Source organism: Streptomyces sp. NPDC041068, from assembly GCF_040647455.1.
GTDB lineage: Bacteria > Actinomycetota > Actinomycetes > Streptomycetales > Streptomycetaceae > Streptomyces.
The window spans coordinates 357,974-382,668 of sequence record NZ_JBEZCG010000010.1 but is presented as its reverse complement, the minus strand read 5'-3'; the positions used below and the strand labels follow the sequence as shown (position 1 = coordinate 382,668).

General features: G+C 70.9%; 23 protein-coding genes. 11 read left to right on the top strand and 12 right to left on the bottom strand.

What is annotated here, in order from left to right; all coding sequences use genetic code 11:
• Positions 1–5: 5 nt before the first annotated feature.
• Positions 6–725, bottom strand: a complete 720-nt coding sequence (fabG, locus tag AB0B50_RS24755) for a 3-oxoacyl-[acyl-carrier-protein] reductase (RefSeq protein WP_362335780.1) — start codon at positions 723–725, stop codon at positions 6–8.
• 199 nt (positions 726–924) lie between these two features.
• On the opposite strand from fabG, the gene AB0B50_RS24750 reads away from it, so the two are divergent.
• The 3 genes from AB0B50_RS24750 to tyrS are packed head-to-tail and all read left to right on the top strand — an operon-like array spanning position 925 to position 5,196.
• Positions 925–2,481 carry a TldD/PmbA family protein gene (locus AB0B50_RS24750; RefSeq protein WP_362335777.1) on the top strand — a complete coding sequence of 519 codons (1,557 nt, stop codon included), beginning with the start codon at positions 925–927 and terminating at the stop codon, positions 2,479–2,481.
• Positions 2,478–3,872 (top strand): metallopeptidase TldD-related protein, encoded by a 1,395-nt coding sequence (locus AB0B50_RS24745; RefSeq protein ID WP_362335774.1) that lies wholly within the window; start codon positions 2,478–2,480, stop codon positions 3,870–3,872. Before AB0B50_RS24750 ends, AB0B50_RS24745 begins: the two co-directional genes overlap by 4 nt.
• Before the next feature lie 55 nt (positions 3,873–3,927).
• Positions 3,928–5,196, top strand: coding sequence for a tyrosine--tRNA ligase (gene tyrS / locus AB0B50_RS24740; RefSeq protein WP_362335771.1), 1,269 nt, complete (start codon positions 3,928–3,930; stop codon positions 5,194–5,196).
• A 69-nt stretch (positions 5,197–5,265) separates the two neighbouring features.
• On the opposite strand, the gene AB0B50_RS24735 is transcribed toward tyrS, so the two are convergent.
• Positions 5,266–5,541 (bottom strand): GlsB/YeaQ/YmgE family stress response membrane protein, encoded by a 276-nt coding sequence (locus AB0B50_RS24735; RefSeq protein WP_362335768.1) that lies wholly within the window; start codon positions 5,539–5,541, stop codon positions 5,266–5,268.
• Positions 5,542–5,766: 225 nt separating this feature from the next.
• Here AB0B50_RS24735 and AB0B50_RS24730 point away from each other — a divergent pair, with 225 nt between their 5' ends.
• A complete protein-coding gene (locus AB0B50_RS24730) occupies positions 5,767–6,144 on the top strand; it encodes a DUF3099 domain-containing protein (RefSeq protein ID WP_362335766.1) in 378 nt (125 codons plus the stop codon).
• Positions 6,145–6,363: 219 nt separating this feature from the next.
• Entirely contained in the window at positions 6,364–6,597 is a 234-nt protein-coding gene (locus tag AB0B50_RS24725; RefSeq protein WP_362335763.1) for a hypothetical protein, read from the top strand.
• Between the two features lie 533 nt (positions 6,598–7,130).
• Here AB0B50_RS24725 and moaA read toward each other — a convergent pair.
• The 3 genes from moaA to AB0B50_RS24710 form a co-directional block, all read right to left on the bottom strand.
• Complete coding sequence (moaA, locus tag AB0B50_RS24720; RefSeq protein WP_362335760.1) at positions 7,131–8,138, bottom strand: GTP 3',8-cyclase MoaA; 1,008 nt, start codon at positions 8,136–8,138, stop codon at positions 7,131–7,133.
• Positions 8,139–8,311: 173 nt separating this feature from the next.
• On the bottom strand, positions 8,312–9,949 hold the full coding sequence (locus AB0B50_RS24715) for a cation acetate symporter (RefSeq protein ID WP_362335757.1): 1,638 nt from the start codon (positions 9,947–9,949) through the stop codon (positions 8,312–8,314).
• Positions 9,946–10,344 (bottom strand): DUF485 domain-containing protein, encoded by a 399-nt coding sequence (locus AB0B50_RS24710; protein ID WP_362335755.1) that lies wholly within the window; start codon positions 10,342–10,344, stop codon positions 9,946–9,948. Before AB0B50_RS24710 ends, AB0B50_RS24715 begins: the two co-directional genes overlap by 4 nt.
• A 356-nt stretch (positions 10,345–10,700) precedes the next feature.
• Between AB0B50_RS24710 and AB0B50_RS24705 the strand changes: the two genes are divergently transcribed.
• The 5 genes from AB0B50_RS24705 (at position 10,701) to AB0B50_RS24685 (ending at position 17,265) form a co-directional block, all read left to right on the top strand.
• Positions 10,701–12,248, top strand: a complete 1,548-nt coding sequence (locus AB0B50_RS24705; RefSeq protein WP_362335752.1) for a S8 family serine peptidase — start codon at positions 10,701–10,703, stop codon at positions 12,246–12,248.
• 14 nt (positions 12,249–12,262) lie between these two features.
• Positions 12,263–13,822, top strand: coding sequence for a S8 family serine peptidase (locus AB0B50_RS24700; RefSeq protein ID WP_362335749.1), 1,560 nt, complete (start codon positions 12,263–12,265; stop codon positions 13,820–13,822).
• 119 nt (positions 13,823–13,941) lie between these two features.
• Complete coding sequence (locus AB0B50_RS24695; RefSeq protein ID WP_362335746.1) at positions 13,942–14,508, top strand: hypothetical protein; 567 nt, start codon at positions 13,942–13,944, stop codon at positions 14,506–14,508.
• Positions 14,505–16,034, top strand: coding sequence for a CoA transferase (locus tag AB0B50_RS24690; protein ID WP_362335743.1), 1,530 nt, complete (start codon positions 14,505–14,507; stop codon positions 16,032–16,034). The genes AB0B50_RS24695 and AB0B50_RS24690 overlap by 4 nt, the downstream gene beginning before the upstream one ends.
• Before the next feature lie 175 nt (positions 16,035–16,209).
• Positions 16,210–17,265, top strand: coding sequence for a CopD family protein (locus tag AB0B50_RS24685; protein WP_362335740.1), 1,056 nt, complete (start codon positions 16,210–16,212; stop codon positions 17,263–17,265).
• Here the strand turns inward: AB0B50_RS24685 and AB0B50_RS24680 are convergent.
• The 7 genes from AB0B50_RS24680 to AB0B50_RS24650 all read right to left on the bottom strand — a co-directional run bounded on the left by AB0B50_RS24680 (position 17,234) and on the right by AB0B50_RS24650 (position 23,960).
• A complete protein-coding gene (locus AB0B50_RS24680; protein WP_362335737.1) occupies positions 17,234–17,977 on the bottom strand; it encodes a lysoplasmalogenase in 744 nt (247 codons plus the stop codon). The two genes, AB0B50_RS24685 and AB0B50_RS24680, sit on opposite strands and share 32 nt — an antisense overlap.
• Positions 17,974–18,879, bottom strand: coding sequence for a sterol desaturase family protein (locus AB0B50_RS24675; protein WP_362335735.1), 906 nt, complete (start codon positions 18,877–18,879; stop codon positions 17,974–17,976). Before AB0B50_RS24675 ends, AB0B50_RS24680 begins: the two co-directional genes overlap by 4 nt.
• 106 nt (positions 18,880–18,985) lie before the next feature.
• On the bottom strand, positions 18,986–19,717 hold the full coding sequence (locus AB0B50_RS24670; RefSeq protein WP_362335732.1) for a VIT family protein: 732 nt from the start codon (positions 19,715–19,717) through the stop codon (positions 18,986–18,988).
• A gap of 24 nt (positions 19,718–19,741) precedes the next feature.
• The gene (locus AB0B50_RS24665) at positions 19,742–20,980 is read right to left on the bottom strand and encodes an amidohydrolase family protein (RefSeq protein ID WP_362335728.1); all 1,239 of its coding nucleotides are present in this window, start codon (positions 20,978–20,980) and stop codon (positions 19,742–19,744) included.
• On the bottom strand, positions 20,977–22,263 hold the full coding sequence (locus AB0B50_RS24660; protein WP_362335725.1) for an amidohydrolase family protein: 1,287 nt from the start codon (positions 22,261–22,263) through the stop codon (positions 20,977–20,979). Before AB0B50_RS24660 ends, AB0B50_RS24665 begins: the two co-directional genes overlap by 4 nt.
• A gap of 13 nt (positions 22,264–22,276) precedes the next feature.
• Complete coding sequence (locus tag AB0B50_RS24655) at positions 22,277–23,161, bottom strand: SDR family NAD(P)-dependent oxidoreductase (protein WP_362335722.1); 885 nt, start codon at positions 23,159–23,161, stop codon at positions 22,277–22,279.
• A gap of 1 nt (position 23,162) precedes the next feature.
• Complete coding sequence (locus tag AB0B50_RS24650; RefSeq protein WP_362335719.1) at positions 23,163–23,960, bottom strand: acetoacetate decarboxylase family protein; 798 nt, start codon at positions 23,958–23,960, stop codon at positions 23,163–23,165.
• 82 nt (positions 23,961–24,042) lie between these two features.
• Here AB0B50_RS24650 and AB0B50_RS24645 point away from each other — a divergent pair, with 82 nt between their 5' ends.
• On the top strand, positions 24,043–24,678 hold the full coding sequence (locus tag AB0B50_RS24645; protein WP_362335716.1) for a TetR family transcriptional regulator: 636 nt from the start codon (positions 24,043–24,045) through the stop codon (positions 24,676–24,678).
• The last annotated feature ends 17 nt before the right edge of the window (positions 24,679–24,695 follow it).

Genomic DNA, 24,695 nt, shown 5'->3' with positions numbered 1-24,695 from the left:
GGTGATCAGTGACCCATGCCCAATCCGCCGTCAACGGGGATGACGGCTCCAGTGATGTACGAGGCGTCGTCGGACGCGAGGAACTTCACCGCTGCGGCGATCTCCTCGGGCTGCGCGTAACGGCCGAGCGGCACCTGGGAGACGATGCTCCCGCGCTGCTCGTCCGAGAGCACCTTGGTCATGTCGGTGTCGACAAAACCGGGGGCGACGACGTTGAAGGTGAGATTGCGCGACCCGAGCTCGCGGGCGAGCGAGCGCGCGAAGCCGACCAGACCCGCCTTGGAGGCGGCGTAGTTCGCCTGCCCCGGGCCGCCCATGAGACCCACGACCGAGGAGATCAGCACGACGCGGCCCTTCCTGGCGCGCAGCATGCCGCGGTTGGCGCGCTTGACGACACGGAAGGTGCCGGTGAGGTTGGTGTCCAGGACGGACGTGAAGTCCTCCTCGGACATCCGCATCAGGAGCTGGTCCTTGGTGATGCCCGCGTTGGCGACGAGGACCTCGACGTTCCCGTGCTTGTCCTCGATCTCCTTGTAGGCCTGCTCCACCTGCTCGGCGTCCGTGATGTCGCACTTGACGGCGAGGACCCCGGCGTCGGTGAGGGCCTGCGGCGGCTCACCCGAGCGGTAGGTGATCGCGACCTTGTCGCCGGCGTCGGCGAAGGCGCGGGCGATGGCGAGGCCGATGCCCCGGTTTCCTCCGGTGACGAGAACCGAGCGGCTCAACGGATCACCCTTTCGATAGCGGTCTGGTACCTCGGAAACCTATCGGTACCTTCCGCGATACGGAGAATCGGCGACCGACAGTGGCGCAGAGGACTCGCTGTCGGGTCCCTACAGAAAGGCCCCGCGGAAAGGTCTGGCACCGGAGCCGTCGCTCAGGACATGATCGGGACTGACCGGTGCCGACAGCAGGGAGACATCCGTGCCTCATTCCATCGATGAAGCCTTCACGGCGCTGCCGCTGCGGGCTCTCGCCGACGCCGCGCTCGCCCGCGCGCGTGCGCTCGGCGCGGACCACGCGGACTTCCGCCTGGAGCGGGTGCGCAGCGCGTCCTGGCTGCTGCGCGACGCCAAGCCGGCCGGCAGCACGGACACCACGGACCTCGGGTACGCGGTCCGTGTGGTGCACGGAGGTACGTGGGGCTTCGCCTCGGGTGTGGACATGACGATGGACGCGGCGGCGAAGGTCGCGTCCCAAGCCGTGGCGATGGCGAAGCTGTCGGCGCAGGTCATCAAGGCCGCGGGGTCGAACGAGGGGGCACCTCCCACGCCTTTCGGGCAGTGGGGGAGGGTGGAGCTCGCCGACGAGCCAGTGCACGCGGACAAGACGTGGGTCTCCTCGTACGAGATCGATCCCTTCTCCGTGCCGGACGAGGAGAAGGCGGGGCTGCTCGCCGACTGGAGCGCGCGGCTGCTCGCGGCGGACGGCGTCGCGCACGTGGACGCCTCGCTGCTCACGGTGCACGAGAACAAGTTCTACGCCGACACGGCGGGGACGGTGACCACGCAGCAGCGGGTCCGTCTGCACCCGCAGCTGACCGCGGTCGCCGTCGACGGATCGAGCGGTGAGTTCGACTCGATGCGGACGATCGCGCCGCCGGTCGGGCGGGGCTGGGAGTACCTCACCGGGACCGGCTGGGACTGGGAGAGCGAGCTCGCGCGGATTCCCGAGCTATTGGCCGAGAAGATGCGGGCGCCCAGCGTTCAGGCGGGCTCGTACGACCTCGTCGTCGACCCGTCGAACCTCTGGCTGACCATCCACGAGTCCATCGGCCACGCCACCGAGCTGGACCGCGCCCTCGGCTACGAGGCGGCGTACGCGGGCACGTCGTTCGCCACCTTCGACCAGCTCGGCAAGCTCGCCTACGGCTCCTCGCTGATGAACGTGACGGGCGACAGGACCGCCGAGCACGGGCTCGCGACCATCGGGTACGACGACGAGGGCGTCGCCGGGCAGTCCTGGGACCTGGTCAAGGACGGCACCCTGGTCGGCTATCAACTGGACCGGCGCATCGCGAAGCTCACCGGCTTCGAGCGGTCCAACGGCTGCGCGTACGCGGACTCCCCCGGCCATGTGCCGGTGCAGCGCATGGCGAACGTGTCGCTGCAGCCGGACCCGGGCGGGCTCTCCACCGAGGACCTGATCGCGGGCGTCGACCGCGGCATCTACGTGGTCGGCGACCGGTCCTGGTCGATCGACATGCAGCGCTACAACTTCCAGTTCACGGGCCAGCGCTTCTACCGGATCGAGAACGGGCGGCTCGCCGGTCAGCTGCGCGACGTCGCCTACCAGGCGACGACCACCGACTTCTGGGGCTCGATGGCCGCGGTCGGCGGCCCGCAGACGTATGTCCTGGGCGGCGCGTTCAACTGCGGCAAGGCCCAGCCCGGCCAGGTCGCCGCCGTCTCGCACGGCTGCCCGTCCGCCCTGTTCCGGGGCGTGAACATTCTGAACACCACGCAGGAGGCCGGTCGATGAGCCGCAGCGCCACCAAGCCGCACGAGATCGTCGAGCGGGCCCTCGAACTGTCCACCGCCGACGGCTGCGTCGTGATCGCCGACGAGGAGTCGTCGGCGAACCTGCGCTGGGCCGGCAACGCGCTCACCACCAACGGCGTCACCCGCGGCCGCACCCTCACCGTCGTCGCGACCGTCGACGGCAAGGAGGGCACCGCGTCCGGAGTGGTCTCGCGCTCGGCCGTGACCGCGGACGACCTGGAGCCGCTGGTGCGGGCCGCCGAGGAGGCCGCGCGCGGGGCCGGTCCCGCCGAGGACGCGCAGCCGCTGGTCACCGGCACCGCGGCCTCCCCCGACTTCACCGAGGCCCCCGTGGAGACGTCCTCCGCGGTGTTCGCGGACTTCGCCCCCGCGCTCGGCGAGGCGTTCGCCAGGGCCCGCGCGGGCGGACGCGAGCTGTACGGCTTCGCGAACCACGAGTTCGTGACCAGCTATCTGGGGACGTCGACGGGGCTCCGGCTGCGGCACGACCAGCCCAACGGCACCCTCGAACTCAACGCCAAGTCCCCGGACCGCACCAAGTCCGCGTGGGCGGGGCGGGCCACCCGTGACTTCAAGGACGTCGACCCCGCGGCGCTGGACGCCGAGCTCGCCCAGCGCCTCGGGTGGGCGCAGCGCCGCATCGACCTGCCGGCCGGGCGGTACGAGACGCTGCTGCCGCCGACCGCCGTCGCGGACCTGCTGATCTACCAGCTGTGGTCGTCCTCGGCCCGCGACGCCGCCGAGGGCCGCACGGTGTTCTCCAAGCCGGGCGGCGCGACCCGGCTGGGCGAGAAGCTCGCCGAGCTGCCGCTGACGCTGCGCAGCGATCCGCACGAGCCGGGCCTGGAGTCGGCGCCGTTCGTGCTGGCCCACGCCTCCGGCGGCGACGCGTCCGTCTTCGACAACGGCCTGCCGCTCACCGCCACCGAGTGGATCCGCGCGGGTGAGCTCGCTCACCTGGCCACCACCCGGCACAGCGCCGCCCTGACCGGGCTCCCGGTGACGCCCGCCGTCGACAACCTCGTCCTGGACGGCGGCGGCGACCGCTCCCTGGAGGAGATGGTCGCGGCCACCGAGCGCGGGCTGCTGCTCACCTGCCTCTGGTACATCCGCGAGGTCGACCCGGCCACGCTGCTCCTGACGGGCCTGACCCGCGACGGCGTCTATCTCGTCGAGAACGGCGAGGTCGTGGGCGAGGTGAACAACTTCCGGTTCAACGAGTCGCCGGTGGACCTGCTGGGCCGGGCCACGGAGGCCGGGCGCACGGAAAAGACGCTGCCGCGCGAGTGGGGCGACTGGTTCACTAGAGCTGCCATGCCGGCCCTGCGGGTGCCGGACTTCAACATGAGCTCGGTCAGCCAGGGCGTGTGACGCCCATAGACTGGCAGGGACCGATCACCAGGTACGTACGAGGAGACACAGAACCGTGACGGACATCGTCGACGAGCTGAAGTGGCGCGGGCTGTTCGCCCAGTCCACTGACGAGGACGCATTGCGCAAGACGCTCGCGGACGGTCCTGTCACGTTTTATATCGGCTTCGACCCGACCGCGGCCTCGCTGCACGTCGGCCACCTGGTGCAGGTCCTGACCATGCGCCGCCTCCAGCGAGCGGGCCACCGCCCGCTCGCCCTGGTCGGCGGCGCGACGGGCCAGATCGGCGACCCGCGCCCGACGGCCGAGCGCACCCTGAACTCGCCTGAGACGATCGCGAACTGGGTGTCCCGGCTGCGCGGGCAGATCGAGCCGTTCCTGACCTTCGACGGCGAGAACGCCGCGGTCATGGTGAACAACCTGGACTGGACGGCCCCGATGTCGGCCATCGAGTTCCTGCGCGAGATCGGCAAGCACTTCCGCGTCAACAAGATGCTGACCAAGGACTCCGTGGCCCGGCGCCTGGAGTCCCAGGAGGGCATCAGTTACACGGAGTTCAGCTACCAGCTCCTGCAGGGCATGGACTTCCTGGAGCTCTACCGGCGCCATGGGTGCACCCTGCAGCTGGGCGGTTCCGACCAGTGGGGCAACCTCACCGCGGGGCTCGACCTGATCCACCGCCTGGAGCCGGAGGCGTCGGCGCACTGCCTGGCGACGCCGCTCATGGTCAAGGCGGACGGCACCAAGTTCGGCAAGACCGAGGGCGGGGCCGTCTGGCTCGACCCGGAGATGACCACGCCGTACGCGTTCTACCAGTTCTGGCTGAACGTGGACGACCGGGACATCTCGACGTACATGCGCATCCTCAGCTTCAAGTCCCGCGAGGAGCTCGAGGAGATCGAGAAGCAGACCGAGGAGCGTCCGCAGGCGCGTGCCGCGCAGCGTGCGCTCGCCGAGGAGCTGACGACGCTGGTGCACGGCGCCGACCAGTGCGCCGCGGTCATCGCCGCGTCCAAGGCGCTCTTCGGCCAGGGCGACCTCGCCGAGCTGGACGAGGCGACGCTGGCCGCGGCGCTCTCCGAGCTGCCGCACATCCAGGTCGCCGAGCTCGGTCCGGTCGTGGACCTGCTCGCCGAGGTCGGCCTGGTGGCGAGCAAGTCCGCCGCCCGGCGCACGGTCAAGGAAGGCGGTGCCTACGTGAACAACGTCAAGGTCGCCGCCGAGGACGCCGTGCCGGCCCGTGAGGATCTGCTGCACGGGCGCTGGCTGGTGCTGCGCCGCGGCAAGAAGAACCTGGCCGCGGTCGAGGTCACGGCGGCCTGACCCGCACGAACGCGAGAGGGGCCGGTCCGTGCGGACCGGCCCCTCAACGCATGCCCGCGCGCGATGCGCCTACGCCGACTGTTTGTTGCCCTTGATCGCCTTGTACGCCATGTCACCGACGCCGACGATGATCAGCGCCGCCACGATCTGCAGGGCGTGCCTGCCCCAGTCGATGCCCTTGGTCTCGTCGATACCCATCGCCGCGGCGAGCGAGTTGCCCACGACGGCTCCGATGATGCCGAACACCGTGGTGAGCCAGAGCGGACTGTGCTGCTTCCCGGGCAGGATCGCCTTGGCAATCAGCCCCAGCACGAATCCGACGATGATCGCCCACAACCAGCCCATAGCTGCCTCCTCGTACGGCTCCACATGAGCGTTACGGTCAGTGTCGGCCTGTCCGCCATACGGCGCATGTCGGGCGCCCCCATACGTGGCACAGCGCAGGTGGGACACCGAGTCGATGCCTGCCCCGGTCTCGTAGGCTGCGCAGCCGCGGCGTAACGTGGAGCGGGTCGGACCGGGGCAGATATCAGGGAGAGTCCGGCACAGCGGACAGGGTGGTGGAACGTGATGCGGAAGCAGAGCAGCGGCCAGGTCTTCCGGATCACGGGGGCCCGGCAGGGTCTCGCCGAGGACGTGCGTGGCAGGCAGCGACGCTATGTGATCTCGATGTCGGTCAGGACGGTGTCGGTCGTGGCCGCCGCCGTGTTGTGGAACGTGGAGCGGCACGTCGCGCTCGTCGCACTGGTGCTCGGAGTTCTCCTGCCGTACATCTCCGTGGTCATCGCCAACGCCGGCCGGGAGAGCAACCCCTCGCTTCCGTCGACCTTCGTACCCGCCCCTTCTCGGCCAATGCTCGCGCCGCCCGCCCCGGCGGGACCGGCGGAATCCGTCCCGGAAGATCCCCTGGGGTCCTCGTACGACCAGCGGCGCGGCGGTTCGCGCTAGCGGAGCCGACCGTCGACGTTCCGCCAAGCTCAAGAAAACCTCAGATCAATCATGTAGTTCCGGTGCCAGTCACCGGGTCCCCCATGACATACTTCGTACGCGCTCCGCATCCCCCGTCGGAGCGACAGACCGACGCCGGGCAGCTCCCCCCGTGGCTGCTCGGCGTCGCCTTGTTCTGCGACCACTTGGGCACAACCGCGAAGGCACTTGGACGCGACCGTGAGTGACGAAACGCCGATCTGTTCCGCCAAGGGCTGCCGCGTCGACGCCGTCTGGGTGCTCGCCTGGAACAACCCGAAGATCCATACCCCGGAGCGACGCAAGACGTGGCTCGCATGCGGTGAACATCGCGAGCACCTCTCTCAATTCCTCGGCGTACGCGGCATGTTGAAGGAAGTCGTGACACTGACCGAGTGGAATGGCCGCGACGGCGGCGCGGCGGAGCACCGCTGACGCCCTGCGCTCCCTCCAACTCCCCTCCATGCAGGGCCAGTTGGGGAAGCTCAAGAAAAGCTCAGATCAATCGTGCAGTTCCGGTGCACCGCTCCGGGTCCCTCGTGCCATACTGCCGATCGCGCTCCGCAACCCCCGCCGGAGCGTCCCCGCGGTGAGGTGAAGGGGGTGGATAAATGAATGATCGCCAACGGCAGTCGCGCAAGCGCTGGACCGGCCCCGAGAAGTGGCAGGTCTTGATCGGATTGCTCGGCCTACTCGTAGCGATCACCGGATGCGTGGGACAGTTCGTCCAGTAGGGCGCCCACCCATGAGACGGTCGTGACCGGCGCTGCGCACGCAGCGAGCCCGGTCGAGTCATAGACGACCGGGCTCGTGACTACTGCGCGAAGGGTCTCGCTCTTGCCGGAGCGGGGCCCTTCGTCGTGGGCGGTGAATACCGGTCCACGACGGGGGAATACTACAGCGCACGGCGCCTCGGGTTAACTCCTCCGCGTCATTGTCATTGCCTCTGCCGGGCAGTCCGCAGGACCTCAGCCGCCGATCGCCGACATCGGGCGGTCCGGCTGGAGGAACGAGGGGTCGTCCAGGCCCGAGCCCGCCTTCTTGCCCCACATCGCGAGCTTCCATATGCGGGCGATGGCCTCGTCCGAGCCGTCCGTGCTGTCCTCGGGGGCCGCGCGCAGGGCGCCGCGCAGGTCGGTCTCCTCGGTGGCGAACAGGCAGGTGCGCACCTGGCCGTCGGCCGTCAGCCTCGTACGGTCGCAGGCCGAGCAGAACGGGCGGGTGACGGAGGCGATGACGCCGACGCGGTGCGGGCCGCCGTCGACGATCCAGCGCTCGGCGGGTGCCGAGCCGCGCTCGCCGGAGCCCTCCTCGGTGAGCTCGAAGCGCGTACGCAGGGACTGCAGGATGTCACCGGCGGTGATCATGCCGTCGCGCTTCCAGCCGTGCTGGGCGTCCAGGGGCATCTGCTCGATGAAACGCAGTTCGTAGTCGTTCTCGACGGCCCAGGCCAGCAGGTCCGGGGCCTCGTCGTCGTTCAGGCCCGGCATCAGGACGGTGTTGACCTTGACCGGGGTCAGGCCCGCGTCGCGTGCCGCCTCGAGGCCTTCGAGGACGTCCTTGTGGCGGTCACGGCGCGTGAGCGTCTTGAAGACGTCGGGGCGGAGGGTGTCCAGGGAGACGTTGACCCGGTCGAGGCCTGCCGCCTTGAGGGCCTGAGCGGTGCGCTTGAGGCCGATGCCGTTCGTCGTCAGGGACATCTTCGGGCGCGGCTCCAGCTGGGCGCAGCGCTCGACGATCCCGACGAGGCCGGGGCGCAGGAGCGGCTCGCCGCCGGTGAAGCGGACCTCGGTGACGCCGAGCCGGGTGACGGCGATGCGCACGAGGCGGACGATCTCGTCGTCGGTCAGCAGGTCCGGCTTGGCCAGCCACTGCAGGCCCTCTTCCGGCATGCAGTACGTGCAGCGCAGATTGCAGCGGTCGGTCAGTGATACGCGCAGGTCAGTGGCTACACGGCCATAGGTGTCGATGAGCACTGCGGCCCCTCCCCGGCGATTGGGTGTTGATGTTCCCGGCTGGATGTTCCCGACTGCTTTCGACCTTACGTCAGACGTCTGACAACGCCATGGGCCATTTGCCACGAGGAACACCGCGGCCGCGTCGTAGGACTCTACGACGCGGCCGCTACAGGCGTGTGAACGTTTCCCGGTCAGTGGGCTCCGACGCCGGTGAGGGACTTGACCTCGAGCTCGGCGTACTTGTCCTTGTCCGGCTCCTCCTTGGAGAGGATCGAGCCGAGCCAGCCGAGCAGGAAGCCCAGCGGGATGGAGATGAGGCCCGGATTCTCCAGCGGGAAGAAGTCGAAGTTCGCGTCGGGGAACATCGAGGTGGGCTTGCCGGAGACCACCGGCGAGAACAGCACCAGGCCGACGGCCGCGGCCAGACCGCCGTAGATGGACCACAGGGCGCCCTGGGTGGTGAACCTCTTCCAGAAGAGGCTGTACAGGATCGTCGGCAGGTTCGCGGAGGCCGCGACCGCGAAGGCGAGGGCGACCAGGCCGGCCACGTTCAGGTCGCGGGCCAGGGCGCCGAGCGCGATGGAGACGATGCCGATGAAGACGGTCGCCCAGCGGGCCGCCTTCATCTCCTCCTTCTCGGTGGCCTTGCCCTTGCGGATCACGTTCGCGTAGATGTCGTGGGCGAACGACGACGACGAGGCCAGGGTGAGGCCCGCGACGACCGCGAGGATCGTGGCGAAGGCGACCGCGGAGATCACCGCGAGCAGGATCGCGCCGCCGGTCGAGTCGCCACCGCCGCCGATCTCCAGGGCGGCGAGCGGTGCCGCCGTGTTGCCCGCCTTGTTGGAGGCGATGATGTCGCCGGGCTTGAGCAGGGCGGCTGCGCCGAAGCCGAGCACGATCGTCATCAGGTAGAAGGCGCCGATGATGCCGATCGCCCAGTTCACGGACTTACGGGCGGCCTTGGCCGTGGGCACGGTGTAGAAGCGGATCAGAATGTGCGGCAGTCCCGCGGTGCCGAGGACCAGGGCGATGCCGAGCGAGATGAAGTCCAGCTTCGACGTGCCGCTCGCGCCGTACTTGAGGCCGGGCTCCAGGAACGCCGAGCCCTTGCCGCTGTTGGAGGCGGCGGTGCCGAGCAGGTCGGAGACGTTGAAGTTGAACTTCAGCAGGATCAGGAAGGTGATGAGCACCGTGCCCGCGATGAGCAGGACGGCCTTGACCATCTGCACCCACGTGGTGCCCTTCATGCCGCCGATGGTGACGTAGACGATCATCAGGACGCCGACGAGGGCGACGATGAGGATCTTGCCCGCGTCGGAGGTGATGCCGAGGAGCAGCGAGACCAGCACGCCCGCGCCCGCCATCTGCGCGAGCAGGTAGAAGATCGAGACGACGATGGTGGAGGTGCCCGCGGCCGTGCGGACCGGGCGCTGGCGCATGCGGTACGCGAGGACGTCGCCCATCGTGTACCGGCCGGAGTTGCGCAGCGGCTCGGCGACCAGGAGCAGCGCCACCAGCCAGGCGACCAGGAAGCCGATGGAGTAGAGGAAGCCGTCGTACCCGAAGAGGGCGATGGCGCCCGCGATGCCGAGGAAGGACGCGGCGGACATGTAGTCGCCGGAGATCGCCAGGCCGTTCTGGAAGCCGGTGAACTGGCGGCCGCCCGCGTAGAAGTCGGCGGCGCTCTTGGTCTGCCGCCCGGCCCAGACGGTGATGAAGAGCGTCGCGACGACGAAGGCCGCGAAGAGGCTGATGATCAGCGTCCGGTGCTCGGAGGCGTCGGACGCGGCCGCCAGGTCGATGACGGCGGTGTGCGCGGGGCTCATGCGTCGCCCTCCGTGCGGGTCTCCATGCGGGTCTCCATGCGGGCCTTGATCGCCTCGGCCTTCGGGTCGAGCTTCGCCGCGGCGTGGCGCGAGTAGAACCAGGCGATCAGGAAGGTGGTCAGGAACTGCCCGAGGCCGAGCACCAGGGCGACGTTGATGTTGCCGAAGAGCTTGGTGCCCATGAAGTCGCCCGCGTAGTTGGAGAGCAGGACGTACACGAGGTACCAGGCGATGAAGGCGACGGTGAGCGGGAAGGCGAACGAGCGGTGCGCGCGGCGCAGTTCACCGAACTCCGCGCTCTCCTGCACCTGGATGAACTCCTCCGTGGAGGGCGCTTGGGAATCGGGTGCTGCTCCTGCGCCACCCTTCGAAGGGGGCGGTGCGTCGGTGGCCACGGAGTCTCCTCGTGGTGCGGGTGGGGTGGGGACAGACAGTTGTTCCATGGGGCTCTCTGGTCTCGTATTCCGGCGTGATGCGGATCACGTGAACCACGGTTGGCGATGCTAAGGCCACGGGACGTGATCCGACAGGGGGTTGATGTTGCTTCCGTTGTCTGCTCAACGTCACGACGGCACGCCCGTCGTCGCCCAACTCCCCGCTTTCTTCGGGATTTCATTGCTGGCCTGGGAGTTTCAGGGTTAGCTTCACCCTGAACGGCCCGTCATGTACCTGCCCGAGCACCACTTGTGTTCGGGCAGTTCCGTATGCGATTCCGCGTGCGGTTTCCGTCTCCGGATGATGTGGAGATCCCATGGCTCATCTGCGTTCCAGACGCCGTACGGCGCTCATCGTGCCGCTCGGCATCGCGCTCGCCGCCTCGGTCGGCTTCGTGCCGGGCGCCGCCACCGCGGCCCCGAACGAGTCGCCCGCCCCCGTGTCGGCGCAGACCGCGAAGGACGCCCCCGTCTTCGCGTTCGTCGTCAATACCCGTACGGACCACAAGACGATCGCGTCCGTCGAGAAGGCGATAGCCAAGGCCGGCGGCTCCGTCGTCGTCACGCACAAGAAGATCGGCGTCATCGTCGCCCACTCGGCGGATCCGGACTTCGGCAAGCAGATACGCAAGGTCCGCGGCGTCCAGTCCGCCGGCGCGTCCCACACCGCGCCGCTGAAGTCGGCCGCCACCACCGACGACGGCAAGGCGGAGCCGCTCTCCAAGGCAGAGGCCAAGTCCCTGGAGCAGAGCGCCGCTCCGGGCGCCGAGCCGATGGAGGCCGACCAGTGGGACCTGCGGGCGATCGGCGCCGACAAGGCCGCGAAGATCAACCCGGGCAGCAAGAAGGTCACCGTCGCCGTGATCGACACCGGCGTCGACGACACCCACCCGGACCTCGCCCCCAACTTCTCGCCCGCGCAGTCCGCGAGCTGTGTCGGCGGCAAGGCGGACACCTCCGACGGGGCCTGGCGTCCGGCCAAGAAGGACCATTACCACGGCACGCACGTGGCCGGTGAGATCGGTGCCGCGCGCAACGGCGTCGGCGTCGCGGGCGTGGCGCCCGGCGTGAAGATCGCGGGCATCAAGGTGGCCGACCCGGTCGACGAGCTGTTCTACCCGGAGAACGTGGTCTGCGCCTTCGTGTTCGCCGCCGAGCACAGCGTCGAGATCACCAACAACAGCTACTACGTGGACCCGTGGCTGTACAACTGCAAGGACGACCCGGACCAGCGGGCGATCCTCGACGCGGTCAACCGCGCTCAGCTGTACGCCCAGCGCAAGGGCACCCTCAACATCGCATCGGCGGGCAACTCCAACCACGACCTGGACTCGGACGCGATCGTCGACGACTCCAGCCCGGACGACTCCACGCCGGTGACCCGTACCATCGACCCGCACGAGTGCCTCGACGTGCCGACCCAGTTGCCGGGTGTCGTGACCACCAGCGCGACGGGCGTCAAGAACCTCAAGTCGTCGTACTCCAGCTACGGCAAGGGCGTCGTCGACGTGACCGCGCCGGGCGGCGACAAGTACCAGCTGCCGACCGACACCCCGTCGAAGAACGGCAACATCCTCTCCACCATGCCGGGCGGCGAGTACGGCTGGCTGCGCGGTACGTCGATGGCCGCGCCGCACGCCTCGGGCGTCGCCGCGCTGCTCAAGTCCACGCACCCCAAGGCGGGCCCCGCCGAGCTGCAGCGGCTCCTGAAGAAGCAGGCCGACCGCCTGGAGTGCCCGGACGGTCCTTACGACCCCGACGGTGACGGCGACGTCGACGCGGTGTGCCAGAGCGGCGGCAAGGACAAGAACGGCTTCTACGGCAGCGGGCTCGTCGACGCGCTCGACGCCGTGAAGAAGAAGTGACGGGGAGACCGAACGTGACCAAGCACCACAGAACTGCCGCCGGCTTCCTGCGCTCCCGCCGGGTGCTCGCCCTGCCGCTCGGCGTCGCGCTGGTCTCGGCCGTCGCGTTCCTTCCGGGGACGGCGTCGGCGCGGCCCGCCGCGGTGCCCGACGCCCCGGCGTCGGCGTCCGCGTCGGATGCCGCCTCCATGAGCTACGTCGTGAACGTCCGCCCCGGCAAGGGGAGTTCGGCGTACGCGAAGAAGGCCATCACCAAGGCGGGCGGCGATGTCGTCATCGCGTACGACAAGATCGGCGTCATCGTCGTCCACTCGGCGAACCCCGACTTCGCGAAGACGATCCGCAAGGTGAAGGGCGTCCAGTCGGCGGGCGCGACACGGACGGCCCCGCTGTCCGCGCAGGCCGACGACGCCCTGGAGTCCGAGCGGCCGCTGACCGCCGCCGAGGCGAAGGCCGCGGCGGGCAAGGCGTCGGCCGGCCAGGACGAGCTGGAGCCGCTGCAGTGGGACCTGCCCGCCATGAAGGCGGACAAGGCGCACGAGATCTCGCTCGGCAGCCGCAAAGTCACCGTCGGCGTCCTGGACTCCGGGGTCGACGACACGCACCCCGACATCGCGCCGAACTTCGACCGCGAGGCGTCCGCGAGCTGTGTGGGCGGCGTGCCCGTCCAGAAGGACAACGCGTGGCGTCCGGTGGCCGGCGAGAGCGACCACGGCATGCACGTGGCGGGCACGATCGCCGCCGCGAAGAACGGCACCGGTGTCACGGGCGTCGCGCCCGGCGTGAAGGTGGCGAGCCTGAAGGTGGCCGAGCCCAAGAGCCGCATGTACTACGCGGAGGCCGTGGTCTGCGGCTTCGTGTGGGCGGCCGACCACGGCGTCGACGTCACCAACAACAGCTACTACACCGACCCGTGGCTGTTCGCCTGCACGACGGACGACGACCAGAAGGCGCTCGTCGACGCCGTCGGGCGGGCCGCGAGGTACGCGGAGCGCAAGGGCGCGGTGAACGTCGCGGCCGCGGGCAACGCGAAGACCGACCTCGCCCAGGACGAGATCCTCGACGAGTCGAGCCCGAACGACACCACTCCGGTGCCGCGGACCATCAACACCAAGGACTGCCTCGACCTTCCGTCGCAGCTGCCGGGTGTCGTGACGGTCTCCGCGACCGGGGCGAAGGGCATCAAGGCGTCGTACTCGAACTACGGCAACGGCGTCATCGACATCGCGGCGCCGGGCGGCGACTCCACCAAGTACCAGGCGCCCGAAGCGCCGGCCGAGGACGGCAGGATCCTGTCGACGCTGCCGGGCGGCAAGTTCGGCTACAAGGGCGGTACGTCGATGGCGTCGCCGCACGCCGCGGGCGTGGCCGCACTGCTCAAGTCGACGCACCCGCACGCCTCGCCGGCGCGGATCAAGGCGCTCCTGTACCGCCAGGCGGACGCGATGGCGTGCACCGATCCGTACGACTTCGACGGTGACGGCAAGGTCGACGCGGTCTGCGAGGGCGGCAAGAACAGGAACGGCTTCTACGGCGTGGGCATGGCCGACGCGCTGGACGCCGTGCGCAAGTAGCGACGTCGTGCACAAGTAGCGACGCCGTGCGCAAGTAGCACCGAAATGCGGTGGGTTGGGCCGGGCGGCTTGGGGGCCGCCCGGCCCTTTCCCGTCGGCGCGCGAGAGGATCCCGTGTCATGTACGAGTACAGAAACTCCGAGTTCGTCGTCTCCGGCACGGAGCAGTGGGTGGCGTGGCCCGCCCGGCCCCGGTGGCAGCTGGTGATCCGGTTCGTCCTCACGGTGCTGTTCATGCCGTTCTGGATCGTCTTCGGGATCGCCGTCTTCCTCGGCACCCTCGCCATCGGCCTGGTCACCGAGGTGATCGCCGCGGTGAGTTCCTCGTACGAGAAGGCCTTCGACGAGTTCATGGACGGGGCGATGCGCCGGATCACCACACTCCCCCGCTGGTGCGTGCTCTGGGCCGAGATGCGGCACGAAGGGGACGCCGACTACTACCGCGCGCGGGTCGACAAGGAACTCGCCCGGTGGACGGAGCGGGCGTCGGCGCCGCGCGTGCCAAAGAAGCCGCTGCCGCCCACCGAGTGCGAGATCTTCCGGCGCGACTACCGCGGCTGCGGCGGGCACTACGTCGTCCGGGCGGCGGCCGACCGGGGGTGGGAGCTGCGGCCCTCCACTCCGGGTGAGTCGGTCAGACTCTGGTGGTCCGCGGCGTCGGCCCCCGATCACACGGCGTCCTCGTGAACGCCGCACGTGCCGCCTGGGCCGCGCTCGGCGGCGACCCCGCGCTGCTCTCCCGCGTCTCGTCCGTCGTGCGCGAGGACGCCCTGCCCGCCCGGCTGCCTGTGATCGGGCTCGCCCGCTCCTGCGTGGGTGTCTGCGCGCTGGCCGCGGCGGAGCTCGCCACGGCGCGCACCGGGCGCGATGTGCCCCGGGTGCGGGTCGACGACGGGGCCGTGGCGACCGCCTTCACCAGCGAGCGGCACCTGCTGGTGGACGGGCGCGCGCCGGTCGCCTTCGCGCCGCTGTCCCGCTTCTGGCGCACCGCGGACGGCTGGGTGCGCACACACGCCAACTACCCGCACCACCGGGCCGCGTTGACGGCCTCCCTGGGGCTCCCCGCGGACGCGTCCGTCGACTCCGTGGCCGCGCGCCTCGCCGAGCGGTCCGCCCCGGACGTGGAGGACGCGGTGTACGCGGCCGGAGGGCTCGCCGTCGCGCTGCGCTCGCCCGAGGAGTGGGCCGCGCATCCGCAGGGCGCCGCGGTCGCCGCGCGGCCGCTGGTGCGGCGCGAGCGGATCGGTGCCGACGGGCCTTCCGGGCGACCGCTGCCGCCGCTCACCGGAAGTCCGTCGCGGCCCGCCGAAGGGCTGCGCGTCCTCGATCTGACCCGGGTCATCGCGGGCCCGGTCGCGACCCGGACCCTGGCGCTGCTCGGCGCGGACGTGCTGCGGGTCGACTCGCCCCGACTGCCGGAGATCACCGACCAGCACACGGACACGGGCTTCGGGAAGCGGTCCGCCGCGCTGGACCTCGACGACCGCGCGGACCGGCGTGCCTTCGACGCGCTCCTCGACCTCGCCGACGTGGTCGTCACCGGCTACCGGCCGGGCGCCCTCGACCGGTTCGGCCTCGGCGCCGAGGCGCTGGCCGAGCGCAGGCCCGGCGTCGTCCTGGCCCAGCTGTCGGCGTGGGGCGACCACGGACCGTGGGCTCAGCGGCGGGGCTTCGACAGCCTGGTGCAGGTCGCCACCGGGATCGCCGCCGTCGAGGGGGCGCCCGAGCGGCCGGGCGCGCTGCCCGCGCAGGCGCTGGACCACGGCACCGGCTATCTGCTGGCCGCGGCCGTCCTGCGCACGCTGACCGAGCGGGCGGAGCGGGGCGGGACCGGGCACGTGCGGCTCGCCCTGGCGCGGACGGCGGCGTGGCTGACGGACGGGATCGGGGCCGAAGACGGTGCCCGGGGCGCGGAGACGTACGACGTCGAGGAGACGTACAACGTCGAGAAGGCGTACGACGTCAAGGAGACGTACGGCGTCGAGAAGGCGTACGACGTCGGGGAGGCGTACGGCGTCGAGAAGGCGTACGACGTCGAGAAGGCGTACGACGTCGGGGAGGCGTACGCCGATCCCTCGCCCTGGCTCGCCGAGACGGACAGTCCCCTCGGCCGCCTCCGGCATGCCCTGCCGCCGGTCTCCTTCGCCGACGGGCCCGTCAACTGGGCGTCCCCGCCCGGACGGTGGGGCACCGACTCGCCGGTGTGGCGCTGAGGCGATCGGGCTGCCGGAACGACCGATGCCGAGCGGATCGGTCCGAGCGGAACAACCGGTATCGACGACCGGTATTGACGACCGATATTGAGCGGGTCAGTCCGATCGGAACGCCTTTGCGCCAGTTGTCCACCAGGACTTGCCCGTATCGGGACGCCCTGGTGAAGATCTTGTGGTGAGCTCCATGAGACCGTCCGCAGAGCCCGGAGGCGATGCCACGACCGGCATACCGACCACCGCCCCCGTCTCGCACCGCGCCCCGCGCCGCCGTCCGCCCGTGGGACGCGCGGTGGCCGTCCTCGTCCTCGTGGCCGTCGCCGCGCTGATCCCGCTGCTCGGCCCGTCGGCCGCGCTGCGCGGCACCGGTGAGGCCCAGGCGCCCGGCACGGCCGGCATCACGGCCCTGCGCGCGGTCGTGTTCGCCGCGCTGTGCGTGCAGTTGGGCGAGGTGTTCGCCACCCGGCTCGCCCGCCGGGTGCCGGGGGCGCCCCTTGACCGGACGCCGCGCAGTTGGGCGGCGTACGCGGCATGGGCGGGGTGCGTCGCCGCGCTGGCGCTCGCCGCGGTCGTGGCGAACGGCAACCTGGTCCCGCAGGAGCTCTCCGATCTGGACATCGGGCGGCTGTACGACACCCGGGACGGCCGGCTCGCCCTCCTGGAGGTCAACGCCTTCATCGTGGCGGCCCTGTGCGCGCGCTCGCGGCGCCCGGCGTCCGCCGTGCTCCCGCTGGCCGCGGTGATCGTCGCGGAGGCGCTGCGGGCCCACCCTCCGGTGGAGGACTCCCCGCTCGTCGGCAGCGGTCTCACGCTGGTGCATCTGACGTGCGGGGCATTGTGGGCGGGCGGGCTGCTGGCCGTCCTGCGCATGCTGCGGCGGTGGCGGACGTCCTCTCCGGAGGAGGGCGCCGCCGTACTGGGGCTCTACGCGCGCGTGGCCGCCGTCCTGTTCGCCGCGATCACGGTGACCGGAACGCTCAGCACGCTGCGCCGGATGCCGCCGAGCACGGTGCTCGACCAGCTCACCGAGACGGCCTACGGCCGCACCCTGGTGGCCAAGGTGCTGCTCGTGGCCGTCGTCGCGGTGCTCGCGCTGCAGGCTCGCCGTCGGCTGCGCGGTACGGGGGACCGCGTCTCGGCGTACGTTCCCGCGCGCGGGGAAGTGATCGCGCTGGGCCTCGTCGTGGTGGTCTCGGCGCTGCTCACCGCGGTGCCGGTGCCGATCCGCTGGTGACCTCCGGCGCCGTGGTGCGAGCGGGCTCCGGCTGCGCGTCGGCCGTCGCCAGCACGCCCTTGGCCAGCAGGAACTGCGCCGCGATGTAGGTGAGCATGACCGCGAAGTCGGGCCTCGGCAGCTGCGGCCACTCGGCGACTCCGGTCGCGATGAGGGTGTCCGACAGCAGGAACAGCGCGCCTCCGGCGGCCGCCGTGAGGCCGAGCGTGGTCGCGCCGAACGCCATGGTGGTGAGCAGCAGGCTGTAGCCCGCGACGGGGCCCCGCATGTCGGCCGGCAGGTCCGGCCAGAGCAGCGCCACGGTGACGGCGAGCGCGAGAGCGTACACGGCGACGAGGGCGGTCCCCCGCGCGCGTGGGGAACCACCCACGCGCGCGTACCTGTTGGTGTCCCCGTACCGCTTGAAGAGCACGAGGTAGCAGACGTGCCCCACCGCGAAGGAGCCCATCCCCGCGAGGAAGGCGAGTTCGGCGTCGAAGAGCAGGAAGGTGTCGCCGCCCCAGCCGAAGAGGAGGGCGGCGATCAGCAGCCGCGGACCCCGCCGCGTGGCGACGTACGCCGCGAGGAGCGGCATGAGCAGCGGCTTGAAGACGGCGTGGCCGGGCCCGGAGTCCGCGAGGAGCGCGACCAGGTCGCCGAGTGCGGCGACGCCGAAGGCGCCGAGGAGCAGCCTCGGGGACGGCCGCCTCGTCGTGCCGCCCGACCCCGTCATGCCGCCCGCTCCGGGACCGTCGCGTCCGAGGCCCGCACGGGCGCCGTGGGTGCCGTGGACGCCTCGGGGGCCTGCGGCTGCCACCCCGGGCCGCGGAAGACGCGTCCGGCGCGCTCGCGCCAACTGGCGGCCGCCCTCAGGTCCTTGGCGATGGCGGCGTACTCATGGGTGGCCACGCGCAGCGGGTTGTACGTGCTGATGTTCTTCGTCAGGCCGTACACGGGCCGGTCGGTCTCGGCGACCCAGGAGCCGAACATGCGGTCCCAGATGATGAGGATGCCGCCGAAGTTGCGGTCCAGGTAGCCGCCCTGGGAGGCGTGGTGCACGCGGTGGTGCGAGGGCGTGTTGAAGACGTACTCGAAGGGGCGGGGCAGCTTCCCGATGCGTTCGGTGTGGATCCAGAACTGGTAGACCAGGTTGGTCGCCGAGCAGAACGCGAGTGCCGCCGGGTGCACGCCGCAGGCGATGAGCGGCAGGTAGAACGGCCACACCGTGAGGCTCGTCCAGGGCTGGCGCAGCGCCGTGGTGAGGTTGAACTTGCGGCTGGAGTGGTGCACCACGTGGCAGGCCCACAGGATGCGGATGACGTGGTGGCCCCGGTGCGACCAGTAGTAGAAGAAGTCCTGCGCGAGGAGCATCAGCGGGATCGTCCACCACAGGACGGGCACGCGCAGCGGCGTCAGCGCATAGACGCCCGAGTAGATCGCGACGATGGGGATCTTCCACAGGAAGTCGAAGACGAGGCTGCCGAGCCCCATGGTGATGCTGGTGGCGGCGTCCTTGGTCTCGTACCCCGCGGCGTCCTCGTCGGGATGGATCCGGTGGCTCACGATCTCGACGACGGTGAGCAGCACGAACGCCGGGATGGACCACAGCACGACATCGGGCAGGTTCGGGGACATGCGTGCACCGTAGAACGGCAGGTCGCCCGCGACTAGGGGTTGTTACCGACAAGTATTACCCGGGGTACGGGAGCAGTTGTTGGTGATCCTCGCCAAAGACCCGGCGTCAAACACCAACCGCCCCCAGCAACGCGCCCGCCCCGTACGTCACCGCCATCGCGAGCGCGCCGCCCGCCATGTTCCGCACCACGGCACGGCGCACGTCCGCCGCGCCCAGGCGGGCGCTGCTCCAGCCCGTGAGGGCGAGGGCCCCGAGGACGGACACGACCGTGACGCCGAGCCGCCAGTCGGCGGGCGGCAGCACGATCGCGAGGAGCGGCAGGAGCGCGCCGACGGTGAACGCGACGAAGCTGGCCCAGGCGGCGTGCCAGGGGTTGGTCAGGTCGTCCGGGTCGATACCGAGCTCCACGCGCGCATGGGCCCGCAGCGCGTCCCGCTCGGTGAGCTGTTCGGCGGCCTCGCGGGCCACCTCGCGGCTGAGCCCGCGCTCCTCCAACAGGTCGGTCAGCTCGGCCAGTTCCGCCTCGGGCTGCTCGCGCAGCTCGCGCCTCTCCATGGCCAGGGCGGCCTTCTCCGAGTCGCGCTGCGTCGACACGGAGACGTACTCGCCGGCCGCCATGGACATGGACCCGGCGAGCAGCCCGGCCAGGCCCGCCGTCAGCAGGGTGCTGCGGTCGCCCGTGGCACCCGCGACACCGACGACGAGGCCCGCGGTGGACACGATGCCGTCGTTGGCCCCGAGCACGGCGGCCCGCAGCCAGTTGAGCCGGGAGCCGAGGGCGCCGCCGTGCGCTTCGTCGTGCGTCGCTTCGGTTTCGTCATGTGTCGCTTCAGTCACGCAGGGAGCATCGCACCGCGGAAGTCACCAGACGCGGACCGACCCTCCCGGCGCGAACACCGGGCTCGTGGCGCCGGCGGGTGCCTCCTTGAGGGGTTCGTCCAGTTCCTGGACCGTGGGTCCCACGCGCGCGGCGATCTGCCCGAGCCGCTCCAGGTCGAAGCCGTAGACGCGGGCCGCGTTGCCGCCGACCATGGCCGCGATCTCGTCCCTGGGCAGGCCCGCGTAGGCGATGCGCAGGCCTTCGCGCGAGTAGGGGTGGGTGCCTTCGTCGTGCGGGTAGTCGCTGCCCCACATGATCTTGTCGAGGCCGATGCGCTCGCGCAGGGCCGCCTCGTGGGGGCGCATGAAACTGGCGCCCACGAAGCAGTTGTCCCGCCACACCTGGGAGGGGCCCTTGCCCATCGCCTCGGCGAGGCCCGCGCCGAACTTCGACTCGGCCGTCCCCGCGGCGTCCTTCTGCGTCGCCGCCGCGACCAGGCGCCCGTGGTAGTAGTCCAGCATGTCGAGCACCCCGGGGATCCAGCCCGAGCCCTGCTCGGTGAGGACCAGCTTCAGGTCCGGGTGGCGGCGGAAGGCCCCGCCGAAGACGAGGTGCCACAGCGCGCGGTGCGAGAACCACGTCGTCTCGACCATGAACACCGCGCGCGCGGCCGGCTCCTCGCCCAGCGGCGGCGAGGCCGAACCCGCGTGGTGGTTGACCGGCACGCCCAGCTCGGCGCAGGCCGCCCAGATCGGGTCGTACGCCGACGAGTAGAGCTCGGGAAGGCCCGAGCCCGGCGGTGTGCCGGGCAGCATGAGACCGCCCGTCAGGCCCGCCTTCGCCGCCCAGCGGATCTCGCCGACGGCCTGGTCGATGTCGTTCAGGAGGATCTGGAAGACACCCGCCCTGCGTCCGGGAGCCGCCGCGCAGAAGTCGGCGAGCCAGCGGTTGTGGGCGCGCAGCCCCGCCCAGCGCTGCTCGAACTCCTCGCGGGTCGGCGCCGGGGCCATCAGCGAGGCCGAGGGGAAGAACGGCGGGATGGTGTTCGGGAAGACGACCTCGGCGACGATGCCGTCCTCTTCGAGCTCGGCGACGCGGCGGTCCGAGTTCCAGTTGCGGTCGGCGGTGTCGGCGAGGAGGTCCTCGTACGGATTGACGTAGGTGGCGGCCCACGCGTCGAACGCGTCGTGGTGGCGGGACTCCAAGTAGGGCTTGTAGTCCAGGAGATCGGCGCCCGCGTGGCAGTCCGCGGAGATGACGGTGTAGCGGTCCTCTGTCATGGGGTCACCCCTAGCGTCGGGAAGTCGTGGTCGGTCAGCCAGTGGCGGCCCACCTCGCGCGAGCGCGCCCAGGAGGCCTCCACGGCGGTCTGGTCGGCGTCCTGGCCGAGGTCGGCCGGCGCGGGGCCGATGCGACGGGCCAGCGGCGCGAGCTTCTCCGTGTCGAAACCGAAGACCTCGGCTGCGGCGAGGCCCAGCATGCGGCGGGTCTCCGCCACGGGGATGTCGTGGAAGGTCTTCTTCAGCCACGCGCGCGTGTCGGGCCAGGTGCCCTCGGGGTGCGGGAAGTCGCTTCCCCACAGGATGTTGTCGACGCCGATCTCGTAGCGCTGGGCGAGCTCGCGGCGCTTGGTGTTGGTGGCGCAGACGAAGATCTGCCGGTCCAGGTACTCGTGCGGCGGGCGCTTCAGCTCCTCGAACGGGGAGAGCTTCTTGCCGCCGTGCGCGCCCAGATAGAGGCGGTCCATGAACCACAGGAGGTTCGGCAGCCACCAGCAGCCCGACTCCGCGACGCCGAACCTCAGCCCCGGGTGGCGCTCGAAGACACCGGACCAAAGCATGAACCACAGCGGCCGCGCGGGCCACCACGTCACTTCGGAGACGTAGATCCCGAGGTGGTCGCCGTACTCGTGGCGGGGCGCCGCTCCGGAGTGGGTGACCACCGGCATCGCGCACTCGGCCGCCGCCGCCCACACGGGGTCGTAACGCCGGTCGTGGTAGGGCGCCTTGTCGACCCACATGGAGGGGATCATCAGCGCGCCGAGCCCCGACGCCTTGGCGCGGTGCACCTCGGCGACGACGCGGTCGACCTCGCCCGTGATGGGCAACAGGGCGACGCCGCAGTGCCGTTCGGGGCGCTCGGACACGAAGTCGGCGAGCCAGCGGTTGTGCGCCTGCGCGCCCGCCATGCCGAGGTCCGGGTCCTGGTCGCCGGAGAGGCCGAGGCCCACGCCGAAGGGCGCGGCCGTCCGGCTGTCCACGGCGTCCGCGTCGGGGAAGACCACCTCGGCGGCCACTCCGTCGCCGTCCAGCTCCTTGAGGCGCTGTGCGGTGTCCCAACCGCCGCGCAGCCCCTCCTCGTTGTCCTGGAACCACTTGGCGGCGAACGCGTCGTTGCGGATGCCGAGCCGGGTCGCCTCCTCGCGGCGGGCGCCGCGCTCGCCGAGGAAGTCGTCGAAGGCCCGGTGGAAACGGCTGTCGAGGTAGGGCCGGTACTCCTCGGTGGGGAGCCCGGCGTGGCAGTCGGAGGAGATGATCAGGTAGGGGTCGTCCTGGGCGGTCATCGATGGGCTCCCTTCAGTCCAGGATGAAGTTCTCGAGGTACGCCGGGTCGGACCGCTCCAGCATCGAGCGCGACCTCGCCTCGATCTGCCGGTCGCTGTGCTCGCCCGGAGGAAGCAGCCAGAAGCGGCCTGCCGCGATGCCCTCGGCCACGAAGTCCGCCACCTGCTCGACGGGCGTGAACTCCACCTCCTGCCCCGCCTCCTTCATCGCGGCCTCCCACTGGTCGAGGCTGCGGTAAGGGGTTCTGCGGGGGCGGGACTTGGCGTACCGCTCGGGGCGGTTGCGGTGCGACTCCCACAGCCCGGTGCGCAGCATGTGGGGCCCGGGGAAGAGCACGGAGGCGCCCACGCGCGCGTGCTCCGCCTTCAGATGGGCGTACAGGGACTCGGTCATCGTCACCACGGCCGCCTTGGTGACCGCGTACACGGAGGCGGTGGGCAGCGGCGCGATGCCGCCGTCCGAGGAGGAGGTGTTGACGACGTGCCCCGGGCCGCCGCCCGCGATCATCCGGGGCACGAAGGCCTGGATGCCGTGGAAGACGCCCCAGACGTTGACCTCGAAGGCCCACTTCCAGTCGTTCGGCTCGTGCTCCCACATCCGGCCCTCGGCGCCCGAGCCGACGCCCGCGTTGTTGCACAGCACATGGACGGCGCCGAACTTCTCGTACGTCTCCTCGGCAAGGGCGAAGACCTGCTCGCGCGCGCCGACGTCGACCACGCGCGCGTGCACCGTCGCCCCGTCCTCGCGCAGCGAGGCGGCCGCCTTCTCCAGGGCGCCCTCCTCGACGTCGGCGAGGACCACCTTCAGGCCGTCCGCCGCGAAGCGTCGCGCCATGGCCAGTCCGATGCCGCTCGCCGCGCCCGTGACGACGGCGACCTGCCCTTCGCGCAGCTCCATCTCAGACGCTCCCCTCGGGCGGCCCGTCGAGGATCTGCGCGGGGTCGTCGTAGCGCTGGTGGATGTAGGGCAGCAGGGCCTGCGCGCTGACGCGCTCGACGACGCGGCCCTGCTGGTCGGTGGTCTTCTCGCCGATGGTGATCTCGACGAGGGCGTGCACCGGAAGATCGGCCACGGGGTCGTACATCGACTCGCGCAGGACCACGTCCCCGGTGACGGCCTCCAGCTTGCGCACCTTCTCGTTGCGTACGCAGTGCACGAGCACCGGGTCCGCGTCGAAGCCCGAACCGTCGACCGCGGGAAGAAACTTGAAGTAGAAGTCGGTCTTCCGCGTCGGCTCCGGCAGCGGCAGGGTGCCGCTGACCGCGCCGCGCACCTCCACGAAGGCGATGCCGTGCCGGGCGAGGCGGGCCGACACCACAAGCCCGTCGCGCTCCACCTCGACCTCGCCGAGCTTCTTGGGCTCCCCGAAGACCTCGCGCCCGCCGATCAACGCCCGCTCGTGGGTCATCGGCATCACCAGCGGATACCAGCCCGTCACTCCCCCGTGCTCGGCGGCGACGGCGACCGAGCCCGCGCCCAGCGGATAGCCCGGCAGGTCGACCTTGCTGATGTTCGCCCGCACCAGGGGCCGCCCGGTGGGTTTCAGCGGCGGCGGAAGCACCGCCGCGACCGCGTCCGGATCGGTCTCCCAGACGGCCACCACGCCCGTGGACCAGATGTCGGGGAGCTTGGAACTCGCGGAGCGTGCGGCGGTGATCTCCGCATCGGAGCGCGCTCCGTAGCGTACGCGTGCCATGTCGTACCACCCTTCGTCAGCGCGGAGCGGGGTCCGCGGCCGGGACTTGCGGCGGTTCTGTAACACAGTTACAACAGGACCCGTGAAGGGTAAAGAGACGCGTACGCATCTGGACCGGGAGCAGGTCCTCGACGCCGCGGCGGGCCTCGTCAAGCAGCACGGCCCGCAGGCCCTGACGATGCGCAAGCTCGCCGCCGAGCTCGGCACCGCGGTGACCTCCATCTACTGGCACGTCGGCAACCGCGAGTCGCTTCTGGACGCCCTGGTCGAGCGCACTGTCGCCGACCTCGGCGAGATCCGCGCCACCGGAAGCACCCCCGCGCAGCGCGTGGTCTCCGTGGCCCGCGCCCTGCGCCGCCAGCTGCGGGACCATCCCCACCTCGTCGCGATGGTCCACGAACGGGGCCTCACGGAACGGATGTTCCTGCCCGCCCAGCTGGCCCTGGTGCACGAGGTGCACGCGGCGGGCCTGCGCGGCGCCCGCGCGGCCGACGCCGTGCGCGCCGTCCAGGTGCATGTCGTCGGCCATGTCCTGGTCGAGCGCAACCGCGAGCGCGCGCCCGCGCAGCGTCCCGCCGAGGACGAGCTGTGGACGGCGCGGAACGCCGAGCAGGACCCGGCGCTCGCCCGCGCACTGGCCAGACCCGTCGACGCGGACGCCGTCTTCACCACCTCTGTCAAGGCGCTGGTTTCCGGCCTTCTCGGCCCGGGGACATGACTGTCACTCGGCCCAGG

What these genes read in the sequence shown, in the direction of transcription:
- AB0B50_RS24675 (WP_362335735.1), bottom strand. Translation starts at nt 18,879, where the DNA reads ATGTCCCCGAACCTGCCCGATGTCGTGCTGTGGTCCATCCCGGCGTTC.
- AB0B50_RS24715 (WP_362335757.1), bottom strand. Translation starts at nt 9,949, where the DNA reads ATGAGCCCCGCGCACACCGCCGTCATCGACCTGGCGGCCGCGTCCGAC.
- AB0B50_RS24735 (WP_362335768.1), bottom strand. Translation starts at nt 5,541, where the DNA reads ATGGGCTGGTTGTGGGCGATCATCGTCGGATTCGTGCTGGGGCTGATT.
- AB0B50_RS24680 (WP_362335737.1), bottom strand. Translation starts at nt 17,977, where the DNA reads ATGACGGGGTCGGGCGGCACGACGAGGCGGCCGTCCCCGAGGCTGCTC.
- AB0B50_RS24665 (WP_362335728.1), bottom strand. Translation starts at nt 20,980, where the DNA reads ATGACAGAGGACCGCTACACCGTCATCTCCGCGGACTGCCACGCGGGC.
- AB0B50_RS24745 (WP_362335774.1), top strand. Translation starts at nt 2,478, where the DNA reads ATGAGCCGCAGCGCCACCAAGCCGCACGAGATCGTCGAGCGGGCCCTC.
- AB0B50_RS24660 (WP_362335725.1), bottom strand. Translation starts at nt 22,263, where the DNA reads ATGACCGCCCAGGACGACCCCTACCTGATCATCTCCTCCGACTGCCAC.
- AB0B50_RS24695 (WP_362335746.1), top strand. Translation starts at nt 13,942, where the DNA reads ATGTACGAGTACAGAAACTCCGAGTTCGTCGTCTCCGGCACGGAGCAG.
- AB0B50_RS24655 (WP_362335722.1), bottom strand. Translation starts at nt 23,161, where the DNA reads ATGGAGCTGCGCGAAGGGCAGGTCGCCGTCGTCACGGGCGCGGCGAGC.
- AB0B50_RS24730 (WP_362335766.1), top strand. Translation starts at nt 5,767, where the DNA reads ATGCGGAAGCAGAGCAGCGGCCAGGTCTTCCGGATCACGGGGGCCCGG.
- AB0B50_RS24650 (WP_362335719.1), bottom strand. Translation starts at nt 23,960, where the DNA reads ATGGCACGCGTACGCTACGGAGCGCGCTCCGATGCGGAGATCACCGCC.
- AB0B50_RS24705 (WP_362335752.1), top strand. Translation starts at nt 10,701, where the DNA reads ATGGCTCATCTGCGTTCCAGACGCCGTACGGCGCTCATCGTGCCGCTC.